The organism is Pseudomonas sp. NPDC089401, from assembly GCF_044749485.1.
Classification (GTDB): domain Bacteria; phylum Pseudomonadota; class Gammaproteobacteria; order Pseudomonadales; family Pseudomonadaceae; genus Aquipseudomonas.
This window is the reverse complement of sequence record NZ_JBIVIA010000018.1, coordinates 36,255-61,668: the sequence shown is the minus strand read 5'-3', so window position 1 is coordinate 61,668 and position 25,414 is coordinate 36,255. Positions and strand designations below refer to the sequence as shown.

At 66.0% G+C, this 25,414-nt stretch carries 20 protein-coding genes; 11 read left to right on the top strand and 9 right to left on the bottom strand.

Annotated features, from left to right (window positions below):
* Window positions 1–15 precede the first annotated feature (15 nt).
* Entirely contained in the window at window positions 16–1,338 is a 1,323-nt protein-coding gene (locus ACIP21_RS27315) for an LLM class flavin-dependent oxidoreductase (RefSeq protein WP_400694524.1), read from the top strand.
* A gap of 92 nt (window positions 1,339–1,430) precedes the next feature.
* Window positions 1,431–2,486 (top strand): NADP(H)-dependent aldo-keto reductase, encoded by a 1,056-nt coding sequence (locus ACIP21_RS27310; RefSeq protein ID WP_400694523.1) that lies wholly within the window; start codon window positions 1,431–1,433, stop codon window positions 2,484–2,486.
* A 507-nt stretch (window positions 2,487–2,993) separates the two neighbouring features.
* Here ACIP21_RS27310 and ACIP21_RS27305 read toward each other — a convergent pair.
* A complete protein-coding gene (locus tag ACIP21_RS27305; RefSeq protein ID WP_400694521.1) occupies window positions 2,994–3,707 on the bottom strand; it encodes a DUF4225 domain-containing protein in 714 nt (237 codons plus the stop codon).
* Window positions 3,704–4,189 carry an Hcp family type VI secretion system effector gene (locus tag ACIP21_RS27300; protein ID WP_400694519.1) on the bottom strand — a complete coding sequence of 162 codons (486 nt, stop codon included), beginning with the start codon at window positions 4,187–4,189 and terminating at the stop codon, window positions 3,704–3,706. The genes ACIP21_RS27305 and ACIP21_RS27300 overlap by 4 nt, the downstream gene beginning before the upstream one ends.
* A 666-nt stretch (window positions 4,190–4,855) precedes the next feature.
* Here ACIP21_RS27300 and ACIP21_RS27295 point away from each other — a divergent pair.
* From ACIP21_RS27295 to ACIP21_RS27270, 6 genes are all read left to right on the top strand, one after another.
* Entirely contained in the window at window positions 4,856–6,490 is a 1,635-nt protein-coding gene (locus ACIP21_RS27295) for an ABC transporter substrate-binding protein (protein ID WP_400694518.1), read from the top strand.
* Window positions 6,487–7,473: an ABC transporter permease gene (locus ACIP21_RS27290; RefSeq protein WP_400694516.1), complete on the top strand. Its 987-nt coding sequence runs from the start codon at window positions 6,487–6,489 to the stop codon at window positions 7,471–7,473. The genes ACIP21_RS27295 and ACIP21_RS27290 overlap by 4 nt, the downstream gene beginning before the upstream one ends.
* Window positions 7,470–8,333, top strand: a complete 864-nt coding sequence (locus tag ACIP21_RS27285) for an ABC transporter permease (RefSeq protein WP_400694514.1) — start codon at window positions 7,470–7,472, stop codon at window positions 8,331–8,333. Before ACIP21_RS27290 ends, ACIP21_RS27285 begins: the two co-directional genes overlap by 4 nt.
* Complete coding sequence (locus ACIP21_RS27280; RefSeq protein ID WP_400694512.1) at window positions 8,330–10,042, top strand: dipeptide ABC transporter ATP-binding protein; 1,713 nt, start codon at window positions 8,330–8,332, stop codon at window positions 10,040–10,042. The genes ACIP21_RS27285 and ACIP21_RS27280 overlap by 4 nt, the downstream gene beginning before the upstream one ends.
* Before the next feature lie 131 nt (window positions 10,043–10,173).
* A complete protein-coding gene (locus ACIP21_RS27275) occupies window positions 10,174–11,385 on the top strand; it encodes an acyl-CoA dehydrogenase family protein (protein WP_400694510.1) in 1,212 nt (403 codons plus the stop codon).
* The gene (locus ACIP21_RS27270) at window positions 11,382–12,764 is read left to right on the top strand and encodes an MFS transporter (RefSeq protein ID WP_400694509.1); all 1,383 of its coding nucleotides are present in this window, start codon (window positions 11,382–11,384) and stop codon (window positions 12,762–12,764) included. The genes ACIP21_RS27275 and ACIP21_RS27270 overlap by 4 nt, the downstream gene beginning before the upstream one ends.
* 100 nt (window positions 12,765–12,864) lie before the next feature.
* On the opposite strand, the gene sfnR is transcribed toward ACIP21_RS27270, so the two are convergent.
* From sfnR to ACIP21_RS27245, 5 genes are all read right to left on the bottom strand, one after another.
* The gene (gene sfnR / locus ACIP21_RS27265; protein WP_400694507.1) at window positions 12,865–13,965 is read right to left on the bottom strand and encodes a sigma54-dependent transcriptional activator SfnR; all 1,101 of its coding nucleotides are present in this window, start codon (window positions 13,963–13,965) and stop codon (window positions 12,865–12,867) included.
* Between the two features lie 9 nt (window positions 13,966–13,974).
* The gene (locus ACIP21_RS27260; protein WP_400694506.1) at window positions 13,975–15,159 is read right to left on the bottom strand and encodes an acyl-CoA dehydrogenase family protein; all 1,185 of its coding nucleotides are present in this window, start codon (window positions 15,157–15,159) and stop codon (window positions 13,975–13,977) included.
* A 9-nt stretch (window positions 15,160–15,168) separates the two neighbouring features.
* Entirely contained in the window at window positions 15,169–15,729 is a 561-nt protein-coding gene (gene msuE / locus ACIP21_RS27255; RefSeq protein ID WP_400694505.1) for an FMN reductase, read from the bottom strand.
* Window positions 15,730–15,977: 248 nt separating this feature from the next.
* Window positions 15,978–16,826 (bottom strand): ABC transporter permease, encoded by an 849-nt coding sequence (locus ACIP21_RS27250; protein ID WP_400694503.1) that lies wholly within the window; start codon window positions 16,824–16,826, stop codon window positions 15,978–15,980.
* Complete coding sequence (locus tag ACIP21_RS27245) at window positions 16,823–17,839, bottom strand: ABC transporter substrate-binding protein (RefSeq protein ID WP_400694501.1); 1,017 nt, start codon at window positions 17,837–17,839, stop codon at window positions 16,823–16,825. The genes ACIP21_RS27250 and ACIP21_RS27245 overlap by 4 nt, the downstream gene beginning before the upstream one ends.
* A 111-nt stretch (window positions 17,840–17,950) precedes the next feature.
* On the opposite strand from ACIP21_RS27245, the gene ACIP21_RS27240 reads away from it, so the two are divergent.
* A complete protein-coding gene (locus ACIP21_RS27240; RefSeq protein ID WP_400694499.1) occupies window positions 17,951–19,930 on the top strand; it encodes a S8 family serine peptidase in 1,980 nt (659 codons plus the stop codon).
* 13 nt (window positions 19,931–19,943) lie between these two features.
* Here the strand turns inward: ACIP21_RS27240 and ACIP21_RS27235 are convergent, their stop codons facing one another.
* Window positions 19,944–22,088, bottom strand: a complete 2,145-nt coding sequence (locus ACIP21_RS27235; protein WP_400694498.1) for a methyl-accepting chemotaxis protein — start codon at window positions 22,086–22,088, stop codon at window positions 19,944–19,946.
* 252 nt (window positions 22,089–22,340) lie between these two features.
* Between ACIP21_RS27235 and ACIP21_RS27230 the strand changes: the two genes are divergently transcribed.
* Window positions 22,341–23,660, top strand: a complete 1,320-nt coding sequence (locus ACIP21_RS27230; RefSeq protein ID WP_400694496.1) for a Na+/H+ antiporter family protein — start codon at window positions 22,341–22,343, stop codon at window positions 23,658–23,660.
* A gap of 3 nt (window positions 23,661–23,663) precedes the next feature.
* On the opposite strand, the gene ACIP21_RS27225 is transcribed toward ACIP21_RS27230, so the two are convergent.
* Window positions 23,664–24,671 (bottom strand): FecR family protein, encoded by a 1,008-nt coding sequence (locus ACIP21_RS27225; protein WP_400694494.1) that lies wholly within the window; start codon window positions 24,669–24,671, stop codon window positions 23,664–23,666.
* A 249-nt stretch (window positions 24,672–24,920) separates the two neighbouring features.
* Here ACIP21_RS27225 and ACIP21_RS27220 point away from each other — a divergent pair, with 249 nt between their 5' ends.
* Entirely contained in the window at window positions 24,921–25,394 is a 474-nt protein-coding gene (locus ACIP21_RS27220; RefSeq protein WP_400694492.1) for a MarR family winged helix-turn-helix transcriptional regulator, read from the top strand.
* The last annotated feature ends 20 nt before the right edge of the window (window positions 25,395–25,414 follow it).

Sequence of the window (25,414 nt, the reverse complement as noted above, 5' to 3'; positions counted from 1 at the left end):
ACCAGGAGAACCCGCATGACCACGAAACAGATGAGCCTGGGCATGAACATTCTTGGCTTCGGCTCGCATTCCGGCGCCTGGCGCCAGGGCGAGGCGGCGCTCGATGCCTATATCGACGTCAACTACTACCGCGACATCGCGCGCATTTCCGAGCGTGGCTGCCTGGACGCGATCTTTCTCGCCGACGGCCCGGCGTTGCCGCCGGACGTGGCCGCGCAACCGGGCGGGCGCCTGGAGCCGACCGTGCTGCTGACGGCCGTGGCCGCCGCCACCGAGCGCATCGGCGTGATCGCCACCTGCTCCAGCACCTACAACGAGCCGTTCAACCTGGCCCGCCGCATCGCCTCGCTGGACCACATCAGCGGCGGCCGCGCGGCCTGGAACGTGGTCACCAATGCCGGAGACGCGGCGGCGCAGAACTTCGGCCTGGCCGGCGCGCCGCTGCATGGGGACCGCTACGGGCGCGCCGAGGAATTCGTCGACGTGACCCTCAAACTGTGGGACAGCTGGGAGGATGATGCGGTCATCGGCGACCGCGCCGCCGGCCGCTTCGCCGACCCGCGCAAGGTCCACACGCTGGACTTCCAGGGCAGGCACTTTCAGGTCAAGGGCCCGTTGAACCTGCCGCGCTCGCCCCAGGGCCGGCCGGTGCTGGTGCAGGCCGGCTCGTCCGAAGGCGGCAAGGCGCTCGGTTCGCGCTATGCCGACGCGATCTTCACCACCCAGACCACATTGGCGGATGGGCAGGCGTTCTACCAGGAGATGAAGGCGCGGGCCAAGGCCTGGGGGCGTGATCCCCGGCACTTGAAGATCATGCCGGGCCTTTCGACCGTGATCGGCAGCACCGAGGCCGAGGCCCATGCGCGCTTCGACGAGCTCAATGCCTGGCATGGCGAGCATGGGCTGCTGCAGCAGGTCGCCGGGCGCATCGGCATCGACGCCAGCGAGCTGGACCCGGATGCACCACTGCCCTGGGAACGTATTGGCGCTGTGGGAGATTTCGAGCGCGGTTCGCAGGGTTTTCTCGAAGCCCAGCTGAACCTGGCCCGTAGCGAAAACCTGACCATTCGCCAACTGTCACGGCGCATCCTGGTCGGGCATCGCCTGGCCGTCGGCACCCCCGAGCAGGTCGCCGACACCCTGGCCGAATGGTTCCTGGCCGGGGCAGGGGATGGCTTCAACATCATGCCCGACATGTTCCCGTCCGGGGCGCGGGTGTTCGTCGAGGAAGTGGTGCCGCTGCTGCAAAAGCGCGGCCTGTTCCGCACCGAGTACACCGGCACCACCCTGCGCGAGCACCTGGGCCTGCCCAAGGCTCACAACCAGTTCGCCGCCTGACGGCGTCCTCGTAGGAGCGGCCTTGTGTCGCGAAAGGGCTGCAAAGCAGCCCCAAAAACTCAAACCCAATCCCCATTCATCAGGATGCAACCATGCGCTACCGCCCCCTGGGCCACACCCATCTCCAGGTCAGCCTGCTCAGCCTCGGCACCATGACCTGGGGCCACCAGAACAGCGAACAGGACGCCCACCAGCAACTGGACGCCGCCATCGCCGCCGGCATCAATTTCATCGACACCGCCGAGATGTACCCCACGCCCACCCGCGCCGAAACCTGGACCACCACCGAGCGCTACCTCGGCAACTGGCTCAAGGCCCGCGGCAACCGCGACCGGCTCATCCTCGCCAGCAAGATCGCCGGCCCCGCCCGCGACCCCGGCGGCCAGGCGCATATCCGAGACGGCCTGACGCACCACGACCGCAAGAACATCGTCGTCGCCCTGGAAGGCAGCCTGCGCCGGCTGAACACCGACTACCTGGACCTCTACCAGCTGCACTGGCCCGACCGCACCAGCAACTTCTTCGGCATCCGCGAATACCCCTACGTCGACGACCACCCGGAAACGGCTGCCATCGAAGAAACCCTTGCCGTGCTCGACGAGCAAGTGAAGGCGGGCAAGGTGCGCCACATCGGCGTGTCCAACGAAACGCCCTGGGGCGTGGCGCAGTTTCTGCGCCACAGCGAGGACAAGGGGCAGGCGCGCATCGCCAGCATCCAGAACCCGTACAGCCTGCTCAACCGGCTGTACGAGAACGGCCTGTCGGAGTTCAGCCATCGTGAAGGGGTCAGCCTGCTCGCCTATTCGCCGCTGGCGTTCGGCGCGTTGACCGGCAAGTACCTGGACGGGGCTCTGCCTGCGGGTTCGCGGTTGTCGTCGGTGTATCGCACGTTCAATCGGTATGGCAGTGAGGAGGCCAACAGCGCCATCGGCAGCTATGTGCGGATTGCGCAGGAGCATGGGTTGACGCCGGCGCAGTTGGCATTGGCGTTCGTGATTCGCCAGCCGTTCGTGGCCAGTGCGATTACGGGGCAGACGACCTTGGCGCAGTTGCAGGAGAACCTGAGTGCGCTGGAGGTGCAGTTGGGGGACGAGGTGCTGGCTGAGATCCAGGCCGTGCATCGGCGGATTCCCAACCCGGCGCCGTAGCGCGCGTGGCAAGGGCTTTGCCCTTGTTCGCGGGGCAAGCCCGTTCCTACAGAGCCGCGTCAGGTCTGAGACTGGCGCGGCTTGTGGGAGGGCGAATTAATTGTTCCTTGGAATTGCCCAGAGATGGAAGATAATCATGGCACCACAAATACCGTTGTCATTTCTGCGACTCATCTTGAGTCTGCTTCGTGGTGCCTGTATTAGCATTGGTGTCAATTGGCTGTGGAATTTTATTCCATGGTAGTGCCCAAAGATGGAAGATAATCATGCTGCCACAAATGCCGTATGACGCGTAAAGGTCACGGTAAAAGTTAGCGCCATAATCGATTGCTAATGTGTATTCCGCATCAGGCCTCAAGAACTCAAGGTAGGCGGCCACCATTAGAGATGCGTGCACTGCAGCTCCAAATAGAGGCCATCTAAAAAGCGACCGAGAAATAATGAATTTCCTGAGGAGAAGAGTGGAGGCGCTATCTAGAACGATAAAAACGAATAAGTGAAGGAACGTCATTTTTTTGATTCTTCATAAAGCTGTCTGGCGGTACTTCCATTTACGGCGGTTTCAGTGAGTAATGGCACTACTCCCATCTGCCGAATGATCGCTTCTTTGTCCATCTGATAATATTTGAATAGTTTCCATGCGCCGGGCTTCAGGACTTTTCGCCCTAGCGCGCCAAGAGATATGGCGATGTCACTAGACAGATAAGCCATGTTGCCTTCGCGGCTGGAAAATCCAAAGTATTCCGATGCATGTTGATAGGCCTTCCTGACAGGGCCTTCGACATCGTTACGCCCTTCATACAGCCCCCTTCCATTTTCGTATAGGTTGTTACCGCCATGTGCTAGCAGAGCCCCACCACCCACAACACATCCTACTCCCACAGTGCCAACACACATCGACCCTCCCGCAATGACTTGCCCTGCACCACCTATCAACCCGAGCACTTGGGACATGATTCTGTACTCTTGCCACCGGAGACTCTTGCTCTCTGCATCCAACGCCTCCAGCGCTTCCTCCGGGCTCAACTTCCGGTAATAGACATCATCCACCACCCGCCGCGCGTAATACGCGAGCTCCCGGTCGAACTCCATCTGCAAGCGTCGATCACGCAACGCCTGGGAACTGACCCAGCAGCCCTGGCTGATCAACCGGGAGGCTGCCGCATTGACCTCCCAGTACGCCTCGTCCAGCCGGTCGCCTTGTTCCTCCCGCCGGCTCATGGCTGCTCCTTCCAAGAGGCGTGCCCGGTGGTACCGGCGGCATGGTGGATCCAGCTGATGGTGCGGTAGCTGATGTAGAGCCGTTCTTCCATCGCCTGGTCGCTCATCAGCACCGTGTGAGGCAGCACCATCTCCTGTTCGAGAATCACCGCGCCTTCGAGCCGCACGGAGAAGTACTTCTCTCGCTGCCCGGAGGAATGGGTGCGGTAGAACTCGAAATCGCACTCCACCCGCTCGCGGCCGTCCGCTGCCTGGCCTAGCAGCGGCGTGGCCTTGTCGACGAGTTTGTTGACGACTACTGGTTGGTGGATGCTGCGCGGGCCGCCGTTGCGGTCGCCCTGGCCATGCCTGAAGCCCAGCACCATGATCTGGTCCTGGTGCGGTGTCTGGCAGCGGTTGCCGATAGAGGCCTCGCCGCTGCATCCGGCCGAAATCTGACCCTGCAATTCGCCGTTGATGGTGAGGTAACCATTGATAGCCATGTGCGTCACTCCTTGTTGGACAAGGGGCACAGGCTAGGGGGAAGGGCACCCTGTGTATGTCAGACCGCGTCTGGAAATAATGGGGTGAGAATAAACATCCCGTTCATTGACTTCAGCGTTGCAGGCTAAATGCCAGGGGCGGTGCCTTTGTTCGCGGTTAAACGGTCGGTGAAAAATCAGAAACTGGCCCTTTCTTGTAGTCCATTTCCCAAAGACTCTCTCGTAGGCTGTGATGGGTTGCGCCTGCTTTGGCAGGTATGCGCTGTGCGCGTCGACCGTGGTGCATCAGACGGTGCTCGAGCAGGCCTTGATTCAGGTGCAGATGCCAACTGAGCCCCGGGCTTTGCATTTCAAGCATGTGTGATGTGCTGCCTGGGGTGGCCTCTTCGCGGGTAAACCCGCTCCCACAGGGATCACCACAGGCCTGTAGCTTGCACAGTACCTGTGGGAGCGTTTTTACCCGCGAAGAGGCCAGCCCCGCCAGCCGATAAATTTCCGAGCGCCGCCCGCGAGGCGCCAGGCACTGTTGCCCCCCGAACATCCTGCAAACATTTTGCCCCGTCAGCCAGCACCCGCCCCCCGCCAAACCCCAACAAAATCAACCCGTTGAACCCGGCACAACTCCTGCAACAGGCCTCCCGAAGCCCAGTCCCCGCAGGAGCGCCCTTGAACACACCCATTCTCCCCCTGATCCCGCTCTGCGCCGCACTGGCCCTGCTCGGCTGCGAAAAAGCCGAGCAGCCCGCCGCGCAAGGCAACACGCCGCAAACAGGCGGCACTCTGGTCTACGCCACCGACCGCGAGCCCACCTGCCTCGACCCGCACGTGGCCGGCGACATGCCTCAGGTGTTCGTCGGCCAGCAATACCTCGACTCGCTGGTGTCGATGGACAGCAAAGGCCAGATTGGCCCCTGGCTGGCGACAAGCTGGGAAGTCTCGCCGGACGGCCTGCGCTACACCTTCCACCTGCGCCGCGACGTGCACTTCACCGATGGCACGCCGTTCAACGCCGAGGCGGTCAAGGCCAACCTCGACCACATCACCCATCCCAAGACCCAGTCCAGCACTGCCGGTGGCTACATCCGCCAGTACCGCGGCACCAGAATCATCGACCCTTACACTGCCGAGGTCACCCTGGCCACGCCTTACGCGGCCTTCCTCGAAGTGCTGGCCCAGGGCTTTCTCGGCATCCAGTCGCCCACCGCGCTGCTGCGCAGCCGTGAGCAGAACTGCGAAAGCCCGGTCGGCAGCGGGCCGTTCAAGGTGGTGCGCTGGGACCGCCAGAGCCAGGTGGAGCTGGTGCGCAACCCGGACTACAACTGGGCGCCCCCCACCGCGCAACACCAGGGGCCGGCGTACCTGGAGCGCATCGTCTGGAGGTTCATCCAGGAGCCGTCGGTACGCTTTGCCTCATTGCAGGCCGGCGAGGTCGACGTGATCGAAGCCGTGCCGCCCGAGTCCCACGAGGCGGCGCGGCGCAACCCGGACGTCGACCTGATCATCGCCCAGCGCCCCGGCAACCCCACCAATGGCACCTTCAACCTGCGCCGGGCGCCGTTCGACGACATCCGCGTGCGTGAGGCCTTCGTGCGCAGCGCCGATGTCGAGGGCGCGCTCAAGAGCGTGTACTTCGGCGAGTTCCCCCGCGCCGGCGGCCCGCTGAGCATTGCCACGCCGTTCTACAGCGGCGACTTCGAGCACAGCCAGGACTACGACCCGGCGCGCGCCACCAAGCTGCTGGATGAAGCCGGTTGGACCGGCCGCGACAGCGAGGGTTACCGCACCAAGCACGGCCAGCGCCTGCGCGCCGTGGTGTTGATCGGCGCGCGCACGCCGCCGTCGGAGCTGACCCTGTGGGAACAGGTGCAGGCCACCACCCGCCAGGTGGGCCTGGAGCTGGTGCTCGACCAGATGAGCGACGCCCAGGTCACCGCACGCCAGGCCGCCTGGGACTACGACATCCGCACTGGCTACTGGAACACCAACACCCCCGACGTGCTGCGCATCATCTTCACCACCGCCTTCGTGCAACCGGCCGGGGTCGGCGGCTATCACCAGAACTCCTCCGGCTACGCCGACCCAGGCTTCGACGCCTTGCTCGACAGCGCCCTGGCGACCCAGGAGCCGGCGCTACGTCGCCAGCTTTATCTCAAGGCGCAACAGCAGGCCGCCGCGCAGTTCCTGCAACTCACCACCTACCCGCAAAGCACGCGCCTGGGCCTCTACAAGACCGCCCACGGCGTGCGCCTGGAGCCTTCGCTGGCGGTGACCTACCTCTATGACGCATGGGTGAACAAATGACCACGACGACACTTGCGACAAGCGACCCGCGCCGCGAACGCCTGGCCGCCCTGGGCCGCCGCGCCGCAATCCGCCTGGGCGGCGGTGTGCTGGTGCTGTGGGCGGTGGCGACCCTGACCTTCTTCGCCCTGCGCCTGATGCCGGGCGACCCGGTACTGGCGATTCTCGGCGGCCCCAGCGCCAACCCGACGCCGGAAGTGATCGAAGCCACCCGCATCGAATACGGCCTCGACCAGCCCCTGGCGGTGCAATACCTGTTCTACCTCGGGCGCCTGCTGCAGGGTGACCTGGGCATGTCCTACTCGCAGCACCTGCCGGTCACCCGCGTGCTGGTCGAGCAGGGCGGGGCGACGCTGGAACTGACCGTTGCAGCGCTGCTGCTGGCCTGGTTGCTGGTGCTGTTGTTGACGGTGGTCACGGCCGGCCGAGGCCGGTTGGTCGGTGGCATCGCCTCGCTGGCGGAAACCCTCAGCGCGGCGTTGCCGCACTTCTGGCTGGGCGTGGTGCTGCTGGCGGTGTTCGCCTTCGGCCTGCGCTGGTTCCCACCGGCCGGCAGCGACAGTTTCGCCAGCCTGGTGCTGCCGGCGTTCTCGTTGGCGATTCCGTTGGCCGGGTTCATTGCCCAGGTCACCCGCGAATCGCTGGAACTGACCCTCGATCAACCCTTCGTGCTCACCGCGCGTACCCGTGGGCTCAGCGACCTGGCCGTGCGCTTCCGCCATGCCCTGCGCCACGCCTTGTTGCCCGGCGTTTCGCTGTCGGGCTGGGCCATCGGCGCGCTGATCAGCGGCGCGGTGGTGTGCGAGGTGATCTTCTCGCGCAAGGGCGTCGGCCGTCAGCTGTACCAGGCGGTGCAGGCCCAGGACATGCCCCTGGTGATCGGCATCAGCCTGGTGGTGGCGGCTGGCTATGTGCTGGCGAACATTCTCGTCGACCTGCTGTACCAGTGGATCGACCCCCGGCAACAGGAGGCTGCCGCATGACTGACCTGACCCTCGATCACACCCTCAGGCCATTGCGCCGGCAGCGGCAGTTGAATCTGCCGCCGTTGGGCGCCGGCCTGGCGCTGCTGTTCCTTTTCGCCCTGGTACTGGCCGCGTTGCTGCCCGGGCTGTTCACCCGCATCGACCCGCTGGCCATCGTCCCGCGCGAGGCCTTCCAGCCGCCCAGCTGGGCGCACTGGCTGGGCACCGACCAGTCGGGCCGGGACATCTTCGCACGGATCATCCACGGCGCACGGCAAAGCCTGCTGATCGGCGTGGCCGCCACTGCCATTTCCATGGCCATCGCCATCACCCTCGGCCTGCTCGGCGGCCTGGGCGGCGCCCGTGCGGACCGTGCGGTGGGCTGGCTGCTGGAAGTGCTGTTCGCCTTCCCCAGCCTGGTGCTGGCATTGCTGTTCGTGGCCGTGTTCGGCAGCGGCGTCGGCCCGTTGATCGTCGCCACCGGCCTGGGCGGCGCGCCGGGCTATGCGCGGATGGTGCGCGGCCAGGTGCTGGCGGTGCGCAACGCCGGCTACATCGAAGCGGCGCGAGCGCTGGGGCACCCGACCTCGCGCATCGTCCTGCGCCAGCTGCTGCCCAATGCCATGCGGCCCTTGGTGGTGACGCTGACCATGGGCGTCGGCCAGGCCATCGTCTGGGCCTCGGCGCTGAGCTTCCTGGGGCTCGGCGCGCGGCCACCGGCGCCGGAGTGGGGGACCATGTTGTCCATGGGCCGTGACTTCATCGCCAATGCGTGGTGGCTGACCTTCTTCCCGGGCCTTTTCATCGTCCTCACCACCCTGGCCACCACGGTGACTGGCCGCTATATCCAACAACGCCTGGAGGGGCGCCTGCCATGAGCGACAAGACCTTGATCGTCGAGGGCCTGAGCGTGGCCTTCGAAGGCCGCAGCGTGGTCCGCGACCTGTCCTTCACCCTGCAGCCAGGCCGTTGCGTGGCGCTGGTGGGCGAGTCTGGCTCGGGCAAGAGCGTCAGTGCCCGCAGCCTGGTCGGGCTCGCCGGTGCCAAGGCCGAGGTGAGCGCACGCCAGCTGCGTTTTGCCGGCCAGGACCTGCTCGGTCTTGGCGAGCGGCAGTGGCGTGAAGTGCGCGGCAAGCACATCGGCTTCGTGTTGCAGGATGCACTGGTGTCGCTCGACCCACTGCGGCCGGTGGGCAAGGAAATTCTCGAAGTGCTGCAGACCCATCGCTACGGCGACCGGCAAAGCCGCGCCGCACGGGTGCATGAGCTGCTGGAGCGCGTCGGTGTACCGGACGTCGAACTGCGCGCCCGGCAACGGCCGGGGCAGTTGTCCGGTGGCCTGCGCCAGCGTGCGCTGATCGCCAGTGCCCTGGCCCTGGACCCTGCGCTGGTGATCGCCGACGAGCCGACCACGGCGCTGGACGCCACGGTCCAGGCGCAGATCCTCGACGTGTTCCGGCAGATCAAGGCCCGCGGCGCCTCGTTGCTGATCATCAGCCACGACCTGGCCGTGGTCGCGCAACTGGCCGACGAGGTGGTGGTGCTGCGCCATGGCGAGGTGGTGGAGCAGGGGCCGATGCAGCAGGTGCTGCGCCAGCCACGTCATCCCTACACCCAGGCCCTGCTGGCGGCGGTGCCGGCCGAGCATCCGCGTGGCAGCCGCCTGTCGCCGGAGCGCGCGGGTGTGCGCCGTGAGCCCCGTGCGCGCTCGCACAGCGATGTGCTGCTCGAAGGCCGTGGCCTGGGCAAGCGTTACCTCGGCCCTGATGGCCTGGTGCGGCAGGTGGTGCAGGGCGTCGACTTCAGCCTGCGCGCCGGGCGCACCCTGGGCATCGTCGGTGAGTCCGGCTCGGGCAAGACCACCGTGGCGCGGATCGTCCTTGGCTTGCTGCAACCTGACCAGGGTGAGGTGCTGTACCGCGGCCAGCCGTGGAACCGCCCGGCCAACGCCGTGAGCGAAGCCGCGCGGCGGCCGTTGCGCCGGGAGATCAGCGTGATCTACCAGGACCCGCTGGGCTCGTTCGACCCGCGCTGGAGCGTGGCGCAGATTCTCGATGACGCCTTGCAGGTGGCGGGTGTCGACGCGGCGGCCCGGCCAGCACGGATCGCCGTGCTGCTCGGCCAGGTGCGCTTGCCCGCAGACCTCGGCCAGCGTCGGCCGTTGCAGCTGTCCGGCGGCCAGCGCCAGCGGGTGGCGATTGCCCGGGCGATCGCCAGTGAACCCAGGGTGATCATCTGCGACGAGCCGGTGTCGGCACTGGACGTGTCGGTGCAGGCCCAGGTGCTCGACCTGCTGGCGGACCTGCAGGACGAGCTGGGCCTGGCCTATCTGTTCATTTCCCACGACCTGGGGGTGATCCGCCATGTCAGTGATGACGTGCTGGTGATGCGCCATGGCCAGGTGGTGGAGCAGGCGCCGGTCGAGCAGCTGTTCGAGCACCCGGCCCATGAATACACCCGGCGGCTGCTGGGTGCCGTGCCGCGGTTGCCCGGCAGCGGCGCGGAACTGGTGGTGCCGCCACTGGACCTGGCCCACGAAGCCTTCGACCTGTTCGACGAAACCCGGCTGTGGAAGATCGCGATCTGATTGTGGGAGCGGGTTTACCCGCGAACACCGGCGTAGCCGGTGCCAGGCACCGCGTTGCCTGCTTCGCGGGTAAACCCGCTCCTACAGGGACGGCGTTTCACATTCGAGAGATGTACTTAAAGGACTGAACCATGACCACATTCCAACGTTTCCCAACCCAGGCACCCGCCACCCACATCGCTGAGCTGAAAGCTCGCATCACGGCCCTGCTGCCAGCCATCGGCGCAGGCGCCGCACAACGTGAACGTGAACGCCAGTTGCCCCACGAAGCCATCGCTCGACTCGCCGCCGCCGGCCTCTACACCGTGCGCATTCCAGAAAAATACGGCGGCCCCGCTGGCAGCGTCAGCGACGTGATCGAACTGCTGCTGCAGATCGCCTCGGTCGACTCCAACGTCGCCCAGGCCCTGCGCCCGGGCTTCGCCTTCGTCGAAGGCCTGCTGGTCGCGCAGGGCGAGGGCGCGGAGCAGGAACGCCAGCGCTGGTTCGCGCGTTATCTCGAAGGTGCGGTCATCGGCAATGCTGGCTGGGAACTGGGCGGCGCCAACGGAGCCATCGCCGCGCGCCTGGTGCACGAAGGTGATCACTTCCGTGCCACCGGTAGCAAGTTCTACAGTACCGGCGCCCTGTTCGCCGACTATGTCAGCGCCGTGGCGCTGGATGAGCACGAACAGCCGGTGTCGTTCATCCTGCCGCGCGACCGCGAGGGCCTGGAGCTGGTCGACGACTTCGACGCCATGGGCCAGCGCCTGACTGCCAGTGGCACCACCCACCTGCGCAATGTGCGGGTCGAGGCCAGCGAGATTCGCACCCGTACCGTGGAAGAGGGCAAGCGCACCCTGGTCACGCCGTTCCTGCAACTGTTCCTCGGCACCGTGCTGGCCGGCATCGCCCGCAACGCGTTGAACGACGCCACGCACTTTGCCCGCGATCACGCCCGGCCAATCAAGCACAGCAGCGCCAGCCGCTCGGTGGATGACCCCTACGTGGAACTGTCGGTCGGCGACATTGCCGCGCGCGCCTATGGTGCCGAGGCGCTGGTCCTCAAAGCTGCGGCCAGCATTGACCGGGCCTGGGCCGCGCAGCTGGATGAAACCGCTGTCGAACAGGCCGCCATCGAAGTGGCGCAAACCCAGTACCTGGTCGCCGAACTGGCGCTCAAGGCCGCCGAAACCCTGTTCGACGTCGGTGGCGCCTCGACTACCGGCCGCCAGCACAACCTCGACCGCCACTGGCGCAATGCCCGCACCGTGGCCAACCACAACCCGCGCCAGTGGAAGGCGGCGGTGGTCGGTGCCTGGCAGCTCAAGGGCACCCGCCCACCTGTTTCGGGGCTGTTTTGACCGCCCAGCCGGCCTTGCTCGCCGGCCATGTGCAAAGCCCGCGGGTGCCGGTGATCATCGGTGCCGCGCTGTTCATGGAACTGCTCGACAGCACGGCGGTGATGACCGCGCTGCCGCAGATGGCCGCCGACTTCGGCGAGCCGGGGCTGCGCATGAACCTGGTGGTGTCGTCGTACATGCTTGCGCTGGCATTGTGCGTGCCGGTCAGCGGCTGGGCCGCCGAGCGCTTTCGCCCCCGCCAGGTGATGCTGTTGGCGATGGGCCTGTTCACCGCCGCGTCAGTGGCTTGCGCAATGGCCGAGACGCTGTGGCAGTTGTGCCTGGGGCGCATGTTGCAGGGTGCGGCCGGGGCGCTGATGACCCCGGTGGGGCAGGTGATCATCCTGCGTTGGTCAAGCCGCGAGCAGCTGCTTCAGGCCATGTCGTGGCTGGCCTTGCCGGCACTGGTCGGGCCATTGATCGGGCCGCTGCTCGGCGGGTTCCTGGTGACGGTGCTGTCATGGCACTGGATCTTCCTGGTCAACTTGCCGATCTGCCTGGCCGGGTGCTGGCTGATCCTGCGCCATGTGCCGGACTACCCGGCTCGACCGGTACCGCCGCTGGATGTGCGTGGGCTGCTGCTCAGTGGCGGGGCGCTGGCGCTGCTGGTATTCGGCCTGGAGTCACTGGGGCTCGGGCAGTTGCCCCGGGCCTGGGCGTCGGCGCTGGTGGTGGGCGGTGCCGCGTGTGCGCTGGGCTACCTGGCGCATGCGCGTCGACACCCGAACCCGCTGCTCGACCTGTCGCTGCTGCGCCTGCGCAGCTTCGGCGTGGCCCAGGCCGGCGGTGGGTTGTTCCGCCTGGGCTCGGCGGCGCAGCCGTTCCTGATCGTGTTGCTGCTGCAGAACTGCCTGGGCATGAGCCCGTTGGCAGCGGGGTGGCTGGTGGTCAGTGGCGGGGTGGGCGCGTTGCTGATGAAACTGCTGGCCGTGCCGCTGGTGCGCCGTTATGGCTACCGGCGGGTGCTCAGTTGCAATGCCGCGCTGAGCGGCCTCGGCATCGCCCTGTGCGCGAGCTTCGATGGCGATACGGCGGTGTGGTTGATGGCAGTGGTGCTGTTTGCCGCCGGGCTGGTGCGCTCGTTACAGTTTTCCACCTTGGGGGCTGCCAGCTATCAGGATGTGCCGGGCGAGCGTTCGGCGGCGGCCAGTTCGCTGTCGGCGATGTCGGTGCAGTTGAGCATGGCCATGGCGGTGAGCCTGGCGGGGGTGATGCTGGGGGTATTGGCCGGGCTGGATGGGCGCAGCGAGACTTCAGTGGGAGATATTGCGACGGTGATGGTGCTGTGTGCGGGGTTGTGCGGGGCTTCAGGGCTGGTGTTTCGGCGGTTGGCGGGCTGACTCGTGTGTTGCCTGTACCGGCCCTTTCGCGGGTGAACCCGCTCCCACAGGGATCGCACAACGCTCAGCCTTGTGATGATCCCTGTGGGAGGTACAGGGCTCAGATGGACAACCGCACCACCCGGTTGTCCAGCACCTGCGGCGCCTGCCCCCTGCGCTTGTTCACCACCAGCTCGCCGATTGCAATCAGCCGTGTGCGCGTGACGTTGCGCGACAACCCCAGCAACTGCGCGGTATGCACCTGGTTGTAGTGGCAGAAGTGGTAGGCCGAGCGCAGCAAGGCATTCTCCACCTTCTCGTACAAGTCTCCTGGCTGCTCCTCGTACAGCCGGCTGAATGCCTGTTGCAGCAGGTCTTCCACGCCACGGCTCACCGGCTCTTCCTCTTGCCGCTCCAGGCGCAGGTTGGACAGCCGCAGGTCCTGCGCCTGCACCAGCCCGTCGCCGCAGGTCAGCAGGCTGTGGTGGATGACGTTCTCCAGCTCGCGGATGTTGCCCGGCCAGCCGTACTCCACCAGCTTGGCCTGGGCCTTGGCGCTCAGTTCCACCGGCCCGTAGCCCAGGCGTTCGCTGTAGCTGCGGATGAAGTGCCGGGCCAGCGGCAGGATGTCCCCGGGCCGGTCGCGCAGCGGGTGCAGCTGCAGGGTCACCACGTTCAGCCGGTAGTACAGGTCTTCGCGGAAGTGCCCGGCGTTGATCGCCTTTTCCAGTTGCACGTTGGTCGCCGCCAGCACCCGCACATTGATCGGGATGCTTTTGCGCGAACCCAGGCGCACCACTTCGCGTTCCTGCAGCACGCGCAGCAGCTTGACCTGGATCGGCAGCGGCAGGTCGCCGATCTCGTCGAGGAACAGCGTGCCGCCGTTGGCCTCCTCGAACCAGCCGGCCTTGGCCGCCAGGGCGCCGGTGAAGGCGCCTTTCTCGTGGCCGAACAGCTCGGCCTCGACCAGCGATTCGGAAAACGCGCCGCAGTTCACCGCGACGAACGGGCCGTTGCGCCGGCCGCTGAGGTTGTGGATGTGGCGCGCGACCAGCTCCTTGCCCGTGCCGGTTTCGCCGATGATCAGGACGCTGGCCTCGCTGGGGGCGACCTGTTGCAGGTGGGCGAGCAGCGCCTGCGATCTGGGGTCTTCGAAGACCTGTGCGGTCGCCCTGATCGAGGTAGCCAGTGTCGGTGACGGGGGGAGGGTCAGCAGTTGCATGGGCGGTACTCAGGAATAGAAGGAGGGGGCAGGGCGCTTGCCGCCGAGGGCCCACTCGCCGAGCTCGTGGATACGGTAATCCACCGGGTCGTGCAGGGTTTGCGTCCTCAGGTTGCGCCAGTGGCGGTCGAAGCGCAGCGAGGCATGGGTGGCGCGGGCGCCGGTGACCTCGAACAGGCGGTTGCAGATGTCCAGGCCGTGGCGGCTGGCCGCGACCTTGGCGGTGCCGATGGCCAGGGCCAGGTCGCCGCGCTCCTCGGCGCCGAGGGCCTGTTCCTTGGCCCAGGCGCTGTCGAGCTGGCGGGCGGCGCGCTCGATCAGCAGGCGCACGCTCTCCAGGCCCACCCAGAACTCGCCGTAGTGGCGCAGCACGTAAGGGTCTTCGGCGCTGCTGGCAGCGCTTGAGCGGAACCACGGCCGGCTTTCCTTGAGGCTGTACTGGCGTGCTTCCTCGAAGGCGCCTTCGGCGATGCCGAGGAACAGGTTGGCGAAGTGCAGCTGGGCTATCAGCGGGCGCAGGGCGGCGAACGGCGTGCTCAGCGGGCCGGGGTCGAGCAGCAGCTCGTTGTGTTCGACCCGCACCCGTTCGAAGGTGGCGCTGCCGCTGTCGGTCTGGCGCTGGCCGATGTTGTTCCAGTCGTGGCGCAGGGTGATGCCGGTGCGCCCGCTGGGGATCGCGGCGATCAGCAGCTTGCCGCCGGCGCGTTCATCCACTGCCGAGGCGATGAGCATTTCCGAATCGCTGGCGCCGGAGCAGAAGCTCTTCTTGCCGGAGAATTCGCACCAGCCGTCGAAATGCTTGACCCGCGTGCGGGTGTCCAGTGGGTTGAGCGCGTTGCCCCAGAACCAGTGCTTGCGCGCGGTCTGCTCGAACCATGGCTGCCACTGGTCGGGGCGGGCGAACAGGCGCACGGTGGCCAGCATCAGGTGGTGGAAGCCGAACACATGGGCGATCGAGCTGTCGACCCGGGCGAATTCGCGCACCACCTCGAAGGTGTCGTGCCAGTTGGCGCCCTGGCCACCGAAGGCCTGGGGAATCACCAGCGACAGCAGGCCGCTGTCGCGCAGGGCATCGCGCTCGGCCTTCGGCGTGCCACCGCGCTCGTCACGCTCGACGGCGCTCTGGGCGAACTGCGCGGCCAGCTCGCGGGCCACGGTCAGGGCCGGGCGGGCGGCGTTCACGGGTGCATTCATGGCCGCTCCTCAGGCGCTTTGACGCAGGGCATGGTGGGCGCCGAACAACGGCACGGCACGCTCGGCGGCCAGGCGGATGCGGGCATTCAGGGCATCGCTGGAGACCCGGTAATCGGCCAGTTCGGTCTGGCTGGCGTACACGCCGATCGGCAGGGTCAGGGCTTGCAGGAAGCTGAACAGCGGGCGCAACTGGTGGTCGAGTACCAGCGCATGGCGCTCGCTGCCGCCGGTGGCAGCCAGCAGCACCGGGGTGTCGACCAGGGCGTCCTGGCCGATCAGGTCGAACAGGTGCTTGAAGTGGCCGGGGAAGCTGCCGCGGTACACCGGCGTGGTCACCACCAGCAGGTCGGCCTTCTCCACCAGGCGCAGCTGTTGTTCGACCGCATCGGGCAGTTCGCTGCGCCACAGGGCAGCCCCCAGCGGCCGGGCGATGTCGCCCAGTTCGATGAGGTGCGGCTTGATGTGCAGGTGCTGGCCCAGCTCGGCGAGGATGGCCTCGGTCAGGGCCAGGGTACGCGAGGGGCGGCTGGTGCCGCCGGACAGGGCGACGACGTTCAGTGGGGTGCTCATGGGCAGGTCTCCGGTTCGGGTTGAGCGGGGGACTTTGCTTGAGCAATCGTCGTGCCGAGTTGTAGATTTCTTATGAATCAACAGGTTGCGTTTCCATTGAAGGCAACCGATGTTGCCTTGTGGGCGTTGGTTGTTGATCAGGTGTTGCGCTGCGGACAGTTGGCCGGGTGTTGGCGGCTGCACAGTTGAAACCGTTATAGCGGATCGGAATGGATTAAAAAAAGAATAAGAACTTATATTCTTATGCTTTATTTGTTTTTTTGACCGTAGGCCTGGCTGATGCGGTCGATGACCATGGCCAGTGCGACAATGGCCAGCCCGGCCTCCACCCCCTGGCCGACGTTCAACGTCTGGATCCCGGCCAGCACATCCTCGCCCAGCCCTCGGGCACCGATCATCGATGCCACCACCACCATCGACAGGGCCATCATCACCGACTGGTTGAGCCCGGCCATGATGCTGGGCAGCGCCAGCGGCAGGGCGATGCGCCGCAGGCGTTGCCAGCGGCCGGCGCCCAGGCCGTGGGCGGCCTGCAGCAGGGACGGGTCGATCTGGCTGAGGCCCAGCTCGGTCAGCCTTACCAGCGGCGGCAGGGCGTAGATCAGGGTGGCGAACACGGCCGGCACCTTGCCCAGGCCGAACAGCATCAGCACCGGGATCAGGTAGACGAAGGCCGGCAGCGTCTGCATCACGTCGAGTACCGGCATCAGCAGGCGCCGGGCCAGCGGGCGGGTGGCCAGAAGAATGCCCAGCGGCACCCCGATCAGCACGCACAGGCCAGTGCTGACCAGCACCAGGGCCAGGGTCTGCAGCAGCTTGTCCCACAGCCCGAGCATACCGATGAAGGCCAGCAGCGCCACCAGCACGGCACTGCGCAGCAGGCTGCGGCTGGCATGCCAGGCCAGCAGGCCGACCAGCGCCAGCAGCAGCCACCAGGGCATCAGGCGCAGCAGGTTCTCCAGGCCCACCAGCAGCTGCAGCAACTGGTCGGAGACGCTGCGCAGGTGGTCGCCGTAATGCAGCACCAGCCAGTCGACCAGGCGGTTGATGGTGTCGGCGAAGGACAGTTGCAGGGCGTCGGGGAAACCTGCGCTCACAGGCTGGCCTCGACCTTGGCCGCCACGTCGGCAGGCAGCCAGGCCTTCCACACCTGTGGGTTGGCGCGCAGGAAAGCCTTGGCGGCATCGGCTGGCGGCTGGCGCTTCTCGCTCATCTCGGCCAGGGCCTTGTTCAGCGTGTCGATGGGCAGGTCGACTTTCTCGAATACCGCGACCAGCTCAGGATGGTTGTCGCGAAATGCCTTGGACACGCCGATCGACAGCTTCGCCGGCAGTGACTGGCTGCCCTTGGGGCTGGGGTTTTTCGCGTCGGTCAAGGTAGCCCAGGCAGCGGCATCGAATGGCGGTTCCTGCAGCCTGACCAGGTCGTAGCGGCCCATCAGCGGGGTCGGGCTCCAGTAGTAGAACAGTACTGGCTGGTGACGGCGGATGGCCGAATTGATTTCGGCGTCCAGTGCCGCACCGGAGCCGCTGCGGAAGTTCGTGTACAGGCCATCGAGGCCGTAGGCCTTGAGTTTCTGGCTGTTGACGGTTTCGGAGGTCCAGCCACTGGGGCTGTTGAGAAAACGGCCTTTTTCCGGCGCTTCGGGGTCTTTGAAGACCTCGGGATAGCGCTTGAGGTCGTCGACACTGTGCAAGTCCGGAGCCAGAGGCTTCAGGCCCCGGGTCGGGTCGCCCTTGATCACGTAGGCCGGTACCCACCAGCCTTCCTCGGCATTCTTCACCGTGTCACCCAGGGCGAATACCTGCCCAGCCTGTTCGGCCTTGACCCAGGCGGGGCTGCGCCCGGCCCATTCTTCGGCGATCACCTGCAGGTCGTTGCGCGCCAGTGCCACCTCCATGCTGACGGTGCTGCCGGGGAGGGTGTCGGTGGGGTAGTCGTAGCCCTTCTCGACGATGAAACGCAGGATCTGCGTGGTCAGCGCGCCGCTTTCCCAGGTGATGTCGCCGAAGTGGATGGGGTTGGCACGTTCCGCCGAGGCGGCGCTGTCGGTGCTGGCCAGGCCTGCCGTGAGCAGCAGGCCGGCCAGCAGCGCAGGGATTTTCTTCATGGGGGCCTCATAGGTGACCGCTCGTTGGGGTTGCGGCAAGTGTAGACGAACGTTCCTGGCCGCTTGCCAGGAAGCCCTTCGTACTGCTGATGGCAGGCGGTGGACAGAACAATGCCCGGTCCCGACAAACGCCTCATCGATCGCGAGAAATTGGCCATGCCCTTGCAACTGGAATTCATCTATTACCGCAGTTTCCGTTTCGACGGGCTGTTTCATGTACGGTGCGTGGGCCCTGACCTGCCCAAGGTCAACCGTATTCGTTACGAGCTCGAACGTGTGGAGCCGGGGCGGGCGGTTGCCTTCAATGGCGTTTCCACTTACTCCAAAGCCGCCAGCGGCAAACTGTGCGATCAGGGTTGCCAGGCCACCCTGACCGCCGAGCGGGTGGCTGGCACCTACCGCATCAGGCCCAGGGTGGTGCTGATGGACAGCGCGGCGATGGCGCTTGGCCGCCCCACTGGCGCGGCGGGCGTGTTCGACCTGGAACCGCTGGTTATCGACATCGATGAGCGTGAGATGAGCCGCGCGATACTCGATACGCTGCCACTCGATGGCAGTGCGCCCCGACGCAAGCGCGCATTGACCGATTCGCCAGGCACCCGCGTGGACGACCCTTGGGGCGCTGGCCAACCGGCATTCCCATTGCTGCCAGAAGGTCGGCGTTACCCGCCCGTCACGCTCAAGTTCCGCCCAGGTGGCCTGGCGTTGTTTCTGCAACATCTGGAAGCGGGCGCGGACGCTTTGCTGGCCCGCAAATGGCCAGGCCTGAAGCCCCTGATCGAGCCCCGGCCTTACCTGGTTGGCGACGAACGTCACAGCGAAGCGCTCGAAGTGCTTCGTGAGTACTGCAGCATCAGGCAGCCGCCGTCGATGTCCAATGCCAGCTTCGTCGAACTGCTGAAAACCCTGGCCGCGCTGGACTATCTCGAAACCCTGCACTTCCAGGCCCCGCCCCCTGAAAACGGCAACCTGCTCGTGGGCGCTGCGGCGCTGCTGGCGACGCTGATCACCGGGGCAGCGGTAAAGGCGGGCAACCACGCCAACGAGCAGGCCCGGCCGACGCCGGACTTCGAGCCGCAGCAGAAATACCTGGATGCACCCATCGGTTTCAGCAAAGGCCTGAACATCCGCAAGGCCTGGGAGAAGCAGGTGACAGGGCGCGGTGCGCGCATTCACTTTTCCGATGGCGGCCTGCATGCCGAACATGAGGCGCTTCGGGGCAAGGTCAATCTGCAGGTCGTCACTGCCCAGCCAAACGACGACCCTGAGCATGGCACGGCTTCGCTGGGTGTCATGCTGGCCACCCGCAATGGTCTGGGCGTCACGGGCATCAGTCACGACTGCGAGCTTTACCTTTACGACAACCGGGCCACACAAGTGGGCCACCCGACCACGCTGAAGCAATTGCTGAGCAATGTCGCGCCGGGCGATATCGTCGGTATCAACCGGCAAACGGCCAATCCCGGGGTCTTGCATACCGTGTTGCCGTCCTTGCATGACCGGGCCTGGTGGGATGTCTGCCAGGCGCTGACGCAGCGCGGCGCCGTCGTGCTCAATGCCGCAGCCAATGGCAGCAGCACGACCGATACGCAAGCGGGCACCACGGCCAACTATGGTGTCGACCTGTCGCAGTGGCGTTTCTTCGACGACCACGGCGACGCCGGCACGATACTGGTCGGGGCCTGCCACTCATGGGACGGCAAGCCACATCATTACTCCAACCATGGTTATCGCTATCGCATGCTCAACGCCTGGGGAGACAGCGTGGTCACCCTCGGTTATGGCGATCTGCAGGACAAGGATGGCACCGACAGGGACTACACCGACCGCTATGCGGGTACTTCCTCGGCGACGCCGATGGTCACCGGCGCGCTGTGCCTGATCCAGTCCTATGCCTTGCAGCAGCACCACATCTACCTCGACAGCGACCAGATGCACCTGTTGGTGATGGCCAGCGGCTACAAGGATGCGACCCTGCCCGATACCGACGTCCTGCCCATGGGCGCCCGGCCTGACGTGCATGGGGCGCTGGTGCTGCTCGACCGGATCCTGGGCGGTGGGCGCTTCCACACCCCCCGGGACGAGTTGTAGCCGTGTAGGCGCATCAGACCCGGAACTGGTCCATCAGCGCCTGCTGCTGGTTGGCCAGGCTGTTCAGCGACTGGCTGACCCGCGCCGATTCGTTGGCCTGGCCCGACAGCGATTCGGTGACGTCACGGATGGTCGCGACATTGCTGTTGATCTCTTCGGCCACCGCGCTCTGCTCCTCGGCCGCCGAGGCGATCTGCAGGTTCATGTCGGTGATCACGCCTACCGCCTGGCCGATACGCTGCAGTGCAGTGACCGCCTGGCCGACCTGCTCGACGCCGCTCTGGGCCTGGCGGTGGCTGTGGTCCATGCTGCCGACCACGTCGCGGGTGCCGGTCTGCAGGGCTTCGATCACCTGACGGGTTTCTTCCACCGATTGCTGGGTGCGCTGGGCCAGGTTGCGCACCTCATCGGCAACCACGGCAAAGCCGCGGCCGGCTTCACCGGCACGGGCGGCCTCGATGGCGGCGTTGAGCGCCAGCAGGTTGGTCTGCTCGGCGATCGAGCGGATCACCTCCAGCACCGAACCGATCTTCTCGCTGTTGCGCGCCAAGCCTTCGACCTCGGCCATGGCTTCGCTCATGTTGGCGGCCAGGGTGTCGATGCTGGCGGTGGTGCGGTCGATCACCGCCAGGCCTTCGCGGGTGGCCTGGTCGGCCTCGCGGGCGGCCTGCGCGGCCTGGGCGGCGCTGCGGGCGACGTCCTGGGCGGTGGCGCTCATCTCGTGGGAGGCGGTGGCCACCTGGTCGACCTGGCGATACTGCTGTTCCATGCCGGCGCTGGTTTCAGTGGCGATGGCCGAGGACTGGTCGGCGGTGCCGCGGGCGGCCTGCACGGAGCGTTTCACTTCGGCAATGGTCGGCTGCAGCTTGTCGAGGAAGCGGTTGAACCAGCCGGCCAGCTCGCCGAGTTCATCGCGCTTGTCGTAGGTCAGGCGGCGGGTCAGGTCGCCTTCGCCGCTGGCGATGTCCTTGAGCATGGCCGCCACGCCGAGGATCGGCCGGGTCACGCCGCGGGCCATCAGCCACACCAGCAGCAGGCCGGCGATGGCGGCGGCCAGGCCCAGGCCCAGCTCCAGCAGGGTGCCGCTGGTGTTGAGGGCGTCCAGTTCCTGCTTCAGGGCCTCGGCCGGGCCGGTCAGGGCGCTTTCCGGCACATCCAGCAACACGCCCCACGGCTGGGCGTCGGGGATCGGCTGGAAGGCCGCGAGCACTTTCAGGCGTGCCTGGTCGTGGAGGATGCTCAGCTTGCCGTCGGCCAGCTTGCGCACCAGCTCGGCGCCTTGCTTGGGGTCGACCTGGTCGAAGCGCTGGGCCAGCTTGCTGGCGTCGGCGCTGTAGCCGGCCAGCAGGCCTGCCGGGCTGAGGATGCCGACACTGGTGCGGCCTTCGTAGAGGCTGCGGCTGGCGTCCTGGCTAAGGGCCTGCAGGCTGTTCAGGTTGATGTCGATGGACAGCGTGGCCTTGACCTTGCCGTCGACCTTGAGCGGGAAGACGATGCTGGTCATCAGCACGCGCTGGCCGTCGATGTCATAGAAGTAGGGCTCCACCACGCAGACTTTGCCGGTACTGCGCGGGCATACCCACCAGGTGTTGGCCGGTTGGCCGCTGGGGCCGATTTCGCTGTTGGACAGGTCGTGCTCGGGCAGGGCCATGGCGGTCAGCTGGCCGGCACGCGGCTGCGACCAGTACAGGGCGAAACGCCCGGTCTCGTTGCTGCCCAGCTCGGTCTTGCCGGCGAACAGGTGGTCCTTGTTGTCCAGGGCGTTGGGCTCGAATACCAGCGACAGGCCCAGCAGGTCGGGGTTGGCCTGCAACGCGGCGCGCACCTGGCGGGTCATGTCCTCGCGCAGGTCGAAGGCATCGAGGAAGCGTTTTTCCGCCTGTTCGCGCAGGAACAGCACCTGGCGGGAGAAGCCTGCGCCGTACTGGTAGGCATCCATGAACTGGCGGCGGATGTTCAGCGCCTGCACTTCACCTTGCGACTCGATGCGCGCCTGCGCGGCCTGGCCGAGCATCTGCATGCTGCTTGCCTTGACCAGGTCCGAGCTGTGGTCCATGCGGTACAGCGAAAGGCCGACGAGCAGGGTGACGATGCCGGCGAGGCAGAGACCGGCGAGCAGGGTGATCTTCCACTGGATGGAAAGTTGTCGCAAAGGCATGGGGGGGAATCCCTTTTTTTGGCAGTAAGGGTTTGGATGGGTTTGGGGCCGGGCGCCGCCTGCGCGGCGCATCGCGAGCAAGGCTCGCTCCTACGGAGGTTCATATCGGCTGCTGACATTCTTTCTTTATTCAAACGTTCAATTTAAATCTTGAAGCCCGTGAAACAGCCAGCAACATGGCGTTTTTGACATCTCTCTCCCAGTCCTTCAGAGTGCGCACCTTTTTGCCTGCCACCAGAGGAACCCCAAACCATGAACGCAGTGATCGCCGCCGTCGGCATCATGCTCATCCTCAGCCTGTCCCGCGTGCATGTGGTCATCGCCCTGATCATCGGCGCGCTGGTCGGCGGCCTGGTCGGGGGGCTGGGTATCGAGGGCACGCTCAAGGCATTCAATGGCGGGCTGGGAGGCGGGGCCACGGTGGCACTGTCCTACGCACTGCTCGGTGCCTTCGCCGTGGCCATCGCCAAGTCGGGCCTGGCCCATGCCCTGGCCGACCGCGCCCTGGCCATGATCGAGCAGCAAGGCCACGGCAACGGCGGCAAGCTCAAATGGCTGCTGATCGGCCTGATGCTGGTGGTGGCGGTGTCATCGCAGAACCTGCTGCCGATCCACATCGCCTTCATCCCGCTGCTGGTACCGCCGCTACTGTACGTGCTGACCCGCCTGCGCATCGACCGGCGGCTGATCGCCTGCGTGATCACCTTTGGCCTGATCACGCCGTACATCTTCCTGCCGGTGGGCTTCGGCAACATCTTCCTCAACCAGATCCTGCTGGCCAACGTGGCCCGTGCCGGGGTCGATGTGAGCGGGGTCAACGTCACCCACGCCATGGCCATCCCTGCGGCCGGCATGTTCGCCGGCCTGTTGCTGGCGGTGTTCGTCAGCTACCGCAAGAAGCGCGACTACGACCTGGCGCGCATCGCCCAGGTGGAGCAGGTGAGCGTGCAGTACAACCCGCTGACCCTGCTGGTGGCGGGGCTGGCGATCGCCGCGGCGTTCATCATCCAGCTGTGGCTGGATTCGATGATCATCGGCGCCATGGTCGGCTTCCTGGTCTTTTCGCTGTCGGGCATCGTGCGCTGGAAGGACACCGACGACCTGTTCACCGAAGGCATGAAGATGATGGCCATGATCGGCTTCATCATGATCGCCGCCTCGGGCTTCGCCGATGTGATGAAGGCTACCGGCGAGGTCAAGAGCCTGGTCGAGACGGCAGCGCAGTGGATCGACCACAGCAAGGGCATCGGTGCCTTGCTGATGCTGCTGGTGGGGTTGCTGGTGACCATGGGCATCGGCTCGTCGTTCTCGACCGTGCCGATCCTGGCTGCGATCTTCGTGCCGCTGTGCGTGCAACTGGGCTTCGACCCGCTGGCCACCGTGTGCATCGTCGGCACCGCCGGCGCCCTGGGTGACGCCGGCTCGCCGGCATCGGACTCGACCCTGGGGCCGACCTCGGGGCTGAACGTCGATGGCCAGCACCACCACATCTGGGACACCGTGGTGCCGACCTTCATCCACTACAACCTGCCGCTGCTGGCGTTCGGCTGGCTGGCGGCGATGAGCCTGTAAGGGTCAGCCCTTGGCGGGCGGTGGCGAGATGCTGTTGAGCACGGTGCTGCCGTCCTTGCTGCGGGTCAGGTAGACCGGCAGCACCTTGGGCAGGTTGTCCACCAGGCGCCTGACCTCGCGGGTGTTGTAGATGCCGCTGATGCGGATGCGCCCGGTGCTGGCATCGGCCAGCAGCAACGGCGCGTCGAGGTAGCGGTTGATCACCGGCAGGGCCTGTTCGAGGCTGAGGTTGTCGAGGATCAGCTTGCCATTGCGCCAGGCCAGGCTGTTGTCGTAGTCGTCGCTCTGCGCCAGTTGCGGCTCGAAGTCGCCGGTCCGGTAGCTGGCCTGCATGCCCGGGCCGAGGCGGTAGCCGCCCTCGTTGCCGTTGCTGCTGACCAGCACCGAGCCTTCCACCAGGGTCACCTTGACCTGGTCCTGGTACTTCCAGACGTTGAACTGGGTGCCGGTGACGCGGGTCTGGCCGTGGCCGGCATGCACGATGAACGGGTGGCTGCTGTCGTGGCTGACCTTGAAGAATGCCTCGCCCTGTTCGAGGGTGACCTTGCGCTGGTCCTTGAAGTTGAAGTAGCTGAGCTCGGTGTTGAGGTTGAGCTCGACCGAGCTGCCATCGCTCAGGTGCACGGTACGGGTGTGGTCGCCCGCCGCGTAGTGCTCGTAGTGGTTGGGCAGCCAGCCTTGTTCCCAGCCCACCCAGCCGGCCAGCGGCAGGGCCAGCAAGGCCAGCGCCGCGGCGCCAGCCAGCGGCCGCCAGTTGCGCTTGCGCGGTACATGGCGTGCGGGCGGGTTGAACTCGACCACCGTCGCCGTGCGTGGCAGCAGGTCGGCGGTCTGCCAGATTTCCAGCATCGCCTGGTATTCCTCGGCATGCCGCGGGTCGGCCGCCAGCCAGCGGGCGAACGCTTCACGCTCCAGGGTAGTGCAATCGTCGGCGTGCAGGCGCATGCACCAGTGCGCGGCGGCGTCGGTGATGGCATCGTCTGGGCTGGGCTTGAGGCGGTCGTGGTTCATTGCGGCTCCGGGTTTTGCGCATTCTACCCCTGTGCGGGGCTGCCGAGAACCGAGGTAATGGCGAATGACTATCAGTTATGTGCGCTTTTCGTCGCTTTGGCCATGGTTTTCCAGCGTTTGAGAACGCTTCGCGGGTATTCCCGTCACGCCCGGCATCCTGCATGAAATTTACTTAGCTTGCTAATCAAGGCTTTGACATTCACTGCCTAGGCAGTAATATTTTCATACAATTGCCTGAGCAGACCGTTGATGTCCCATTTCACCCCGGAAAACTTCCAGACCTGTGCCATCGGCATGCTGCTGGGCCGCGCGGCGATCCTCAAGGACCGCATCCTCGACTGGCACCTGGAGTCGGAGGGCGTCACCGCCGCGCAGTTCAAGGTGCTGATCATCGTCACCCAGTACCAGGTGGACACCCCGGCCGAGTTGTGCCGCTACCTGGGCCTGGACAGCGGTTCGATGACCCGCATGCTCGACCGCCTCGAGCAGAAGGGCCTGATCCTGCGCAACCGCTGCGCCGACGATCGCCGCCTGGTACGCCTGGCGTTGACTGGCGATGGCCAGCGCCTGGCCGACCGCCTGCCGGAGATCGGCGCGGCGGCGATGAACGAGCTGGTCGGCGTGCTCCAGCCAGATGAGCTCAAGGCCCTCGAAGGCCTGCTGGCCAAGGTCCTGCTCAGTGCCGGCGATCCCCTGACGGCGCTGCGCTTCGGCGACCGTTGAACCCTGTTACGCATTTTCCA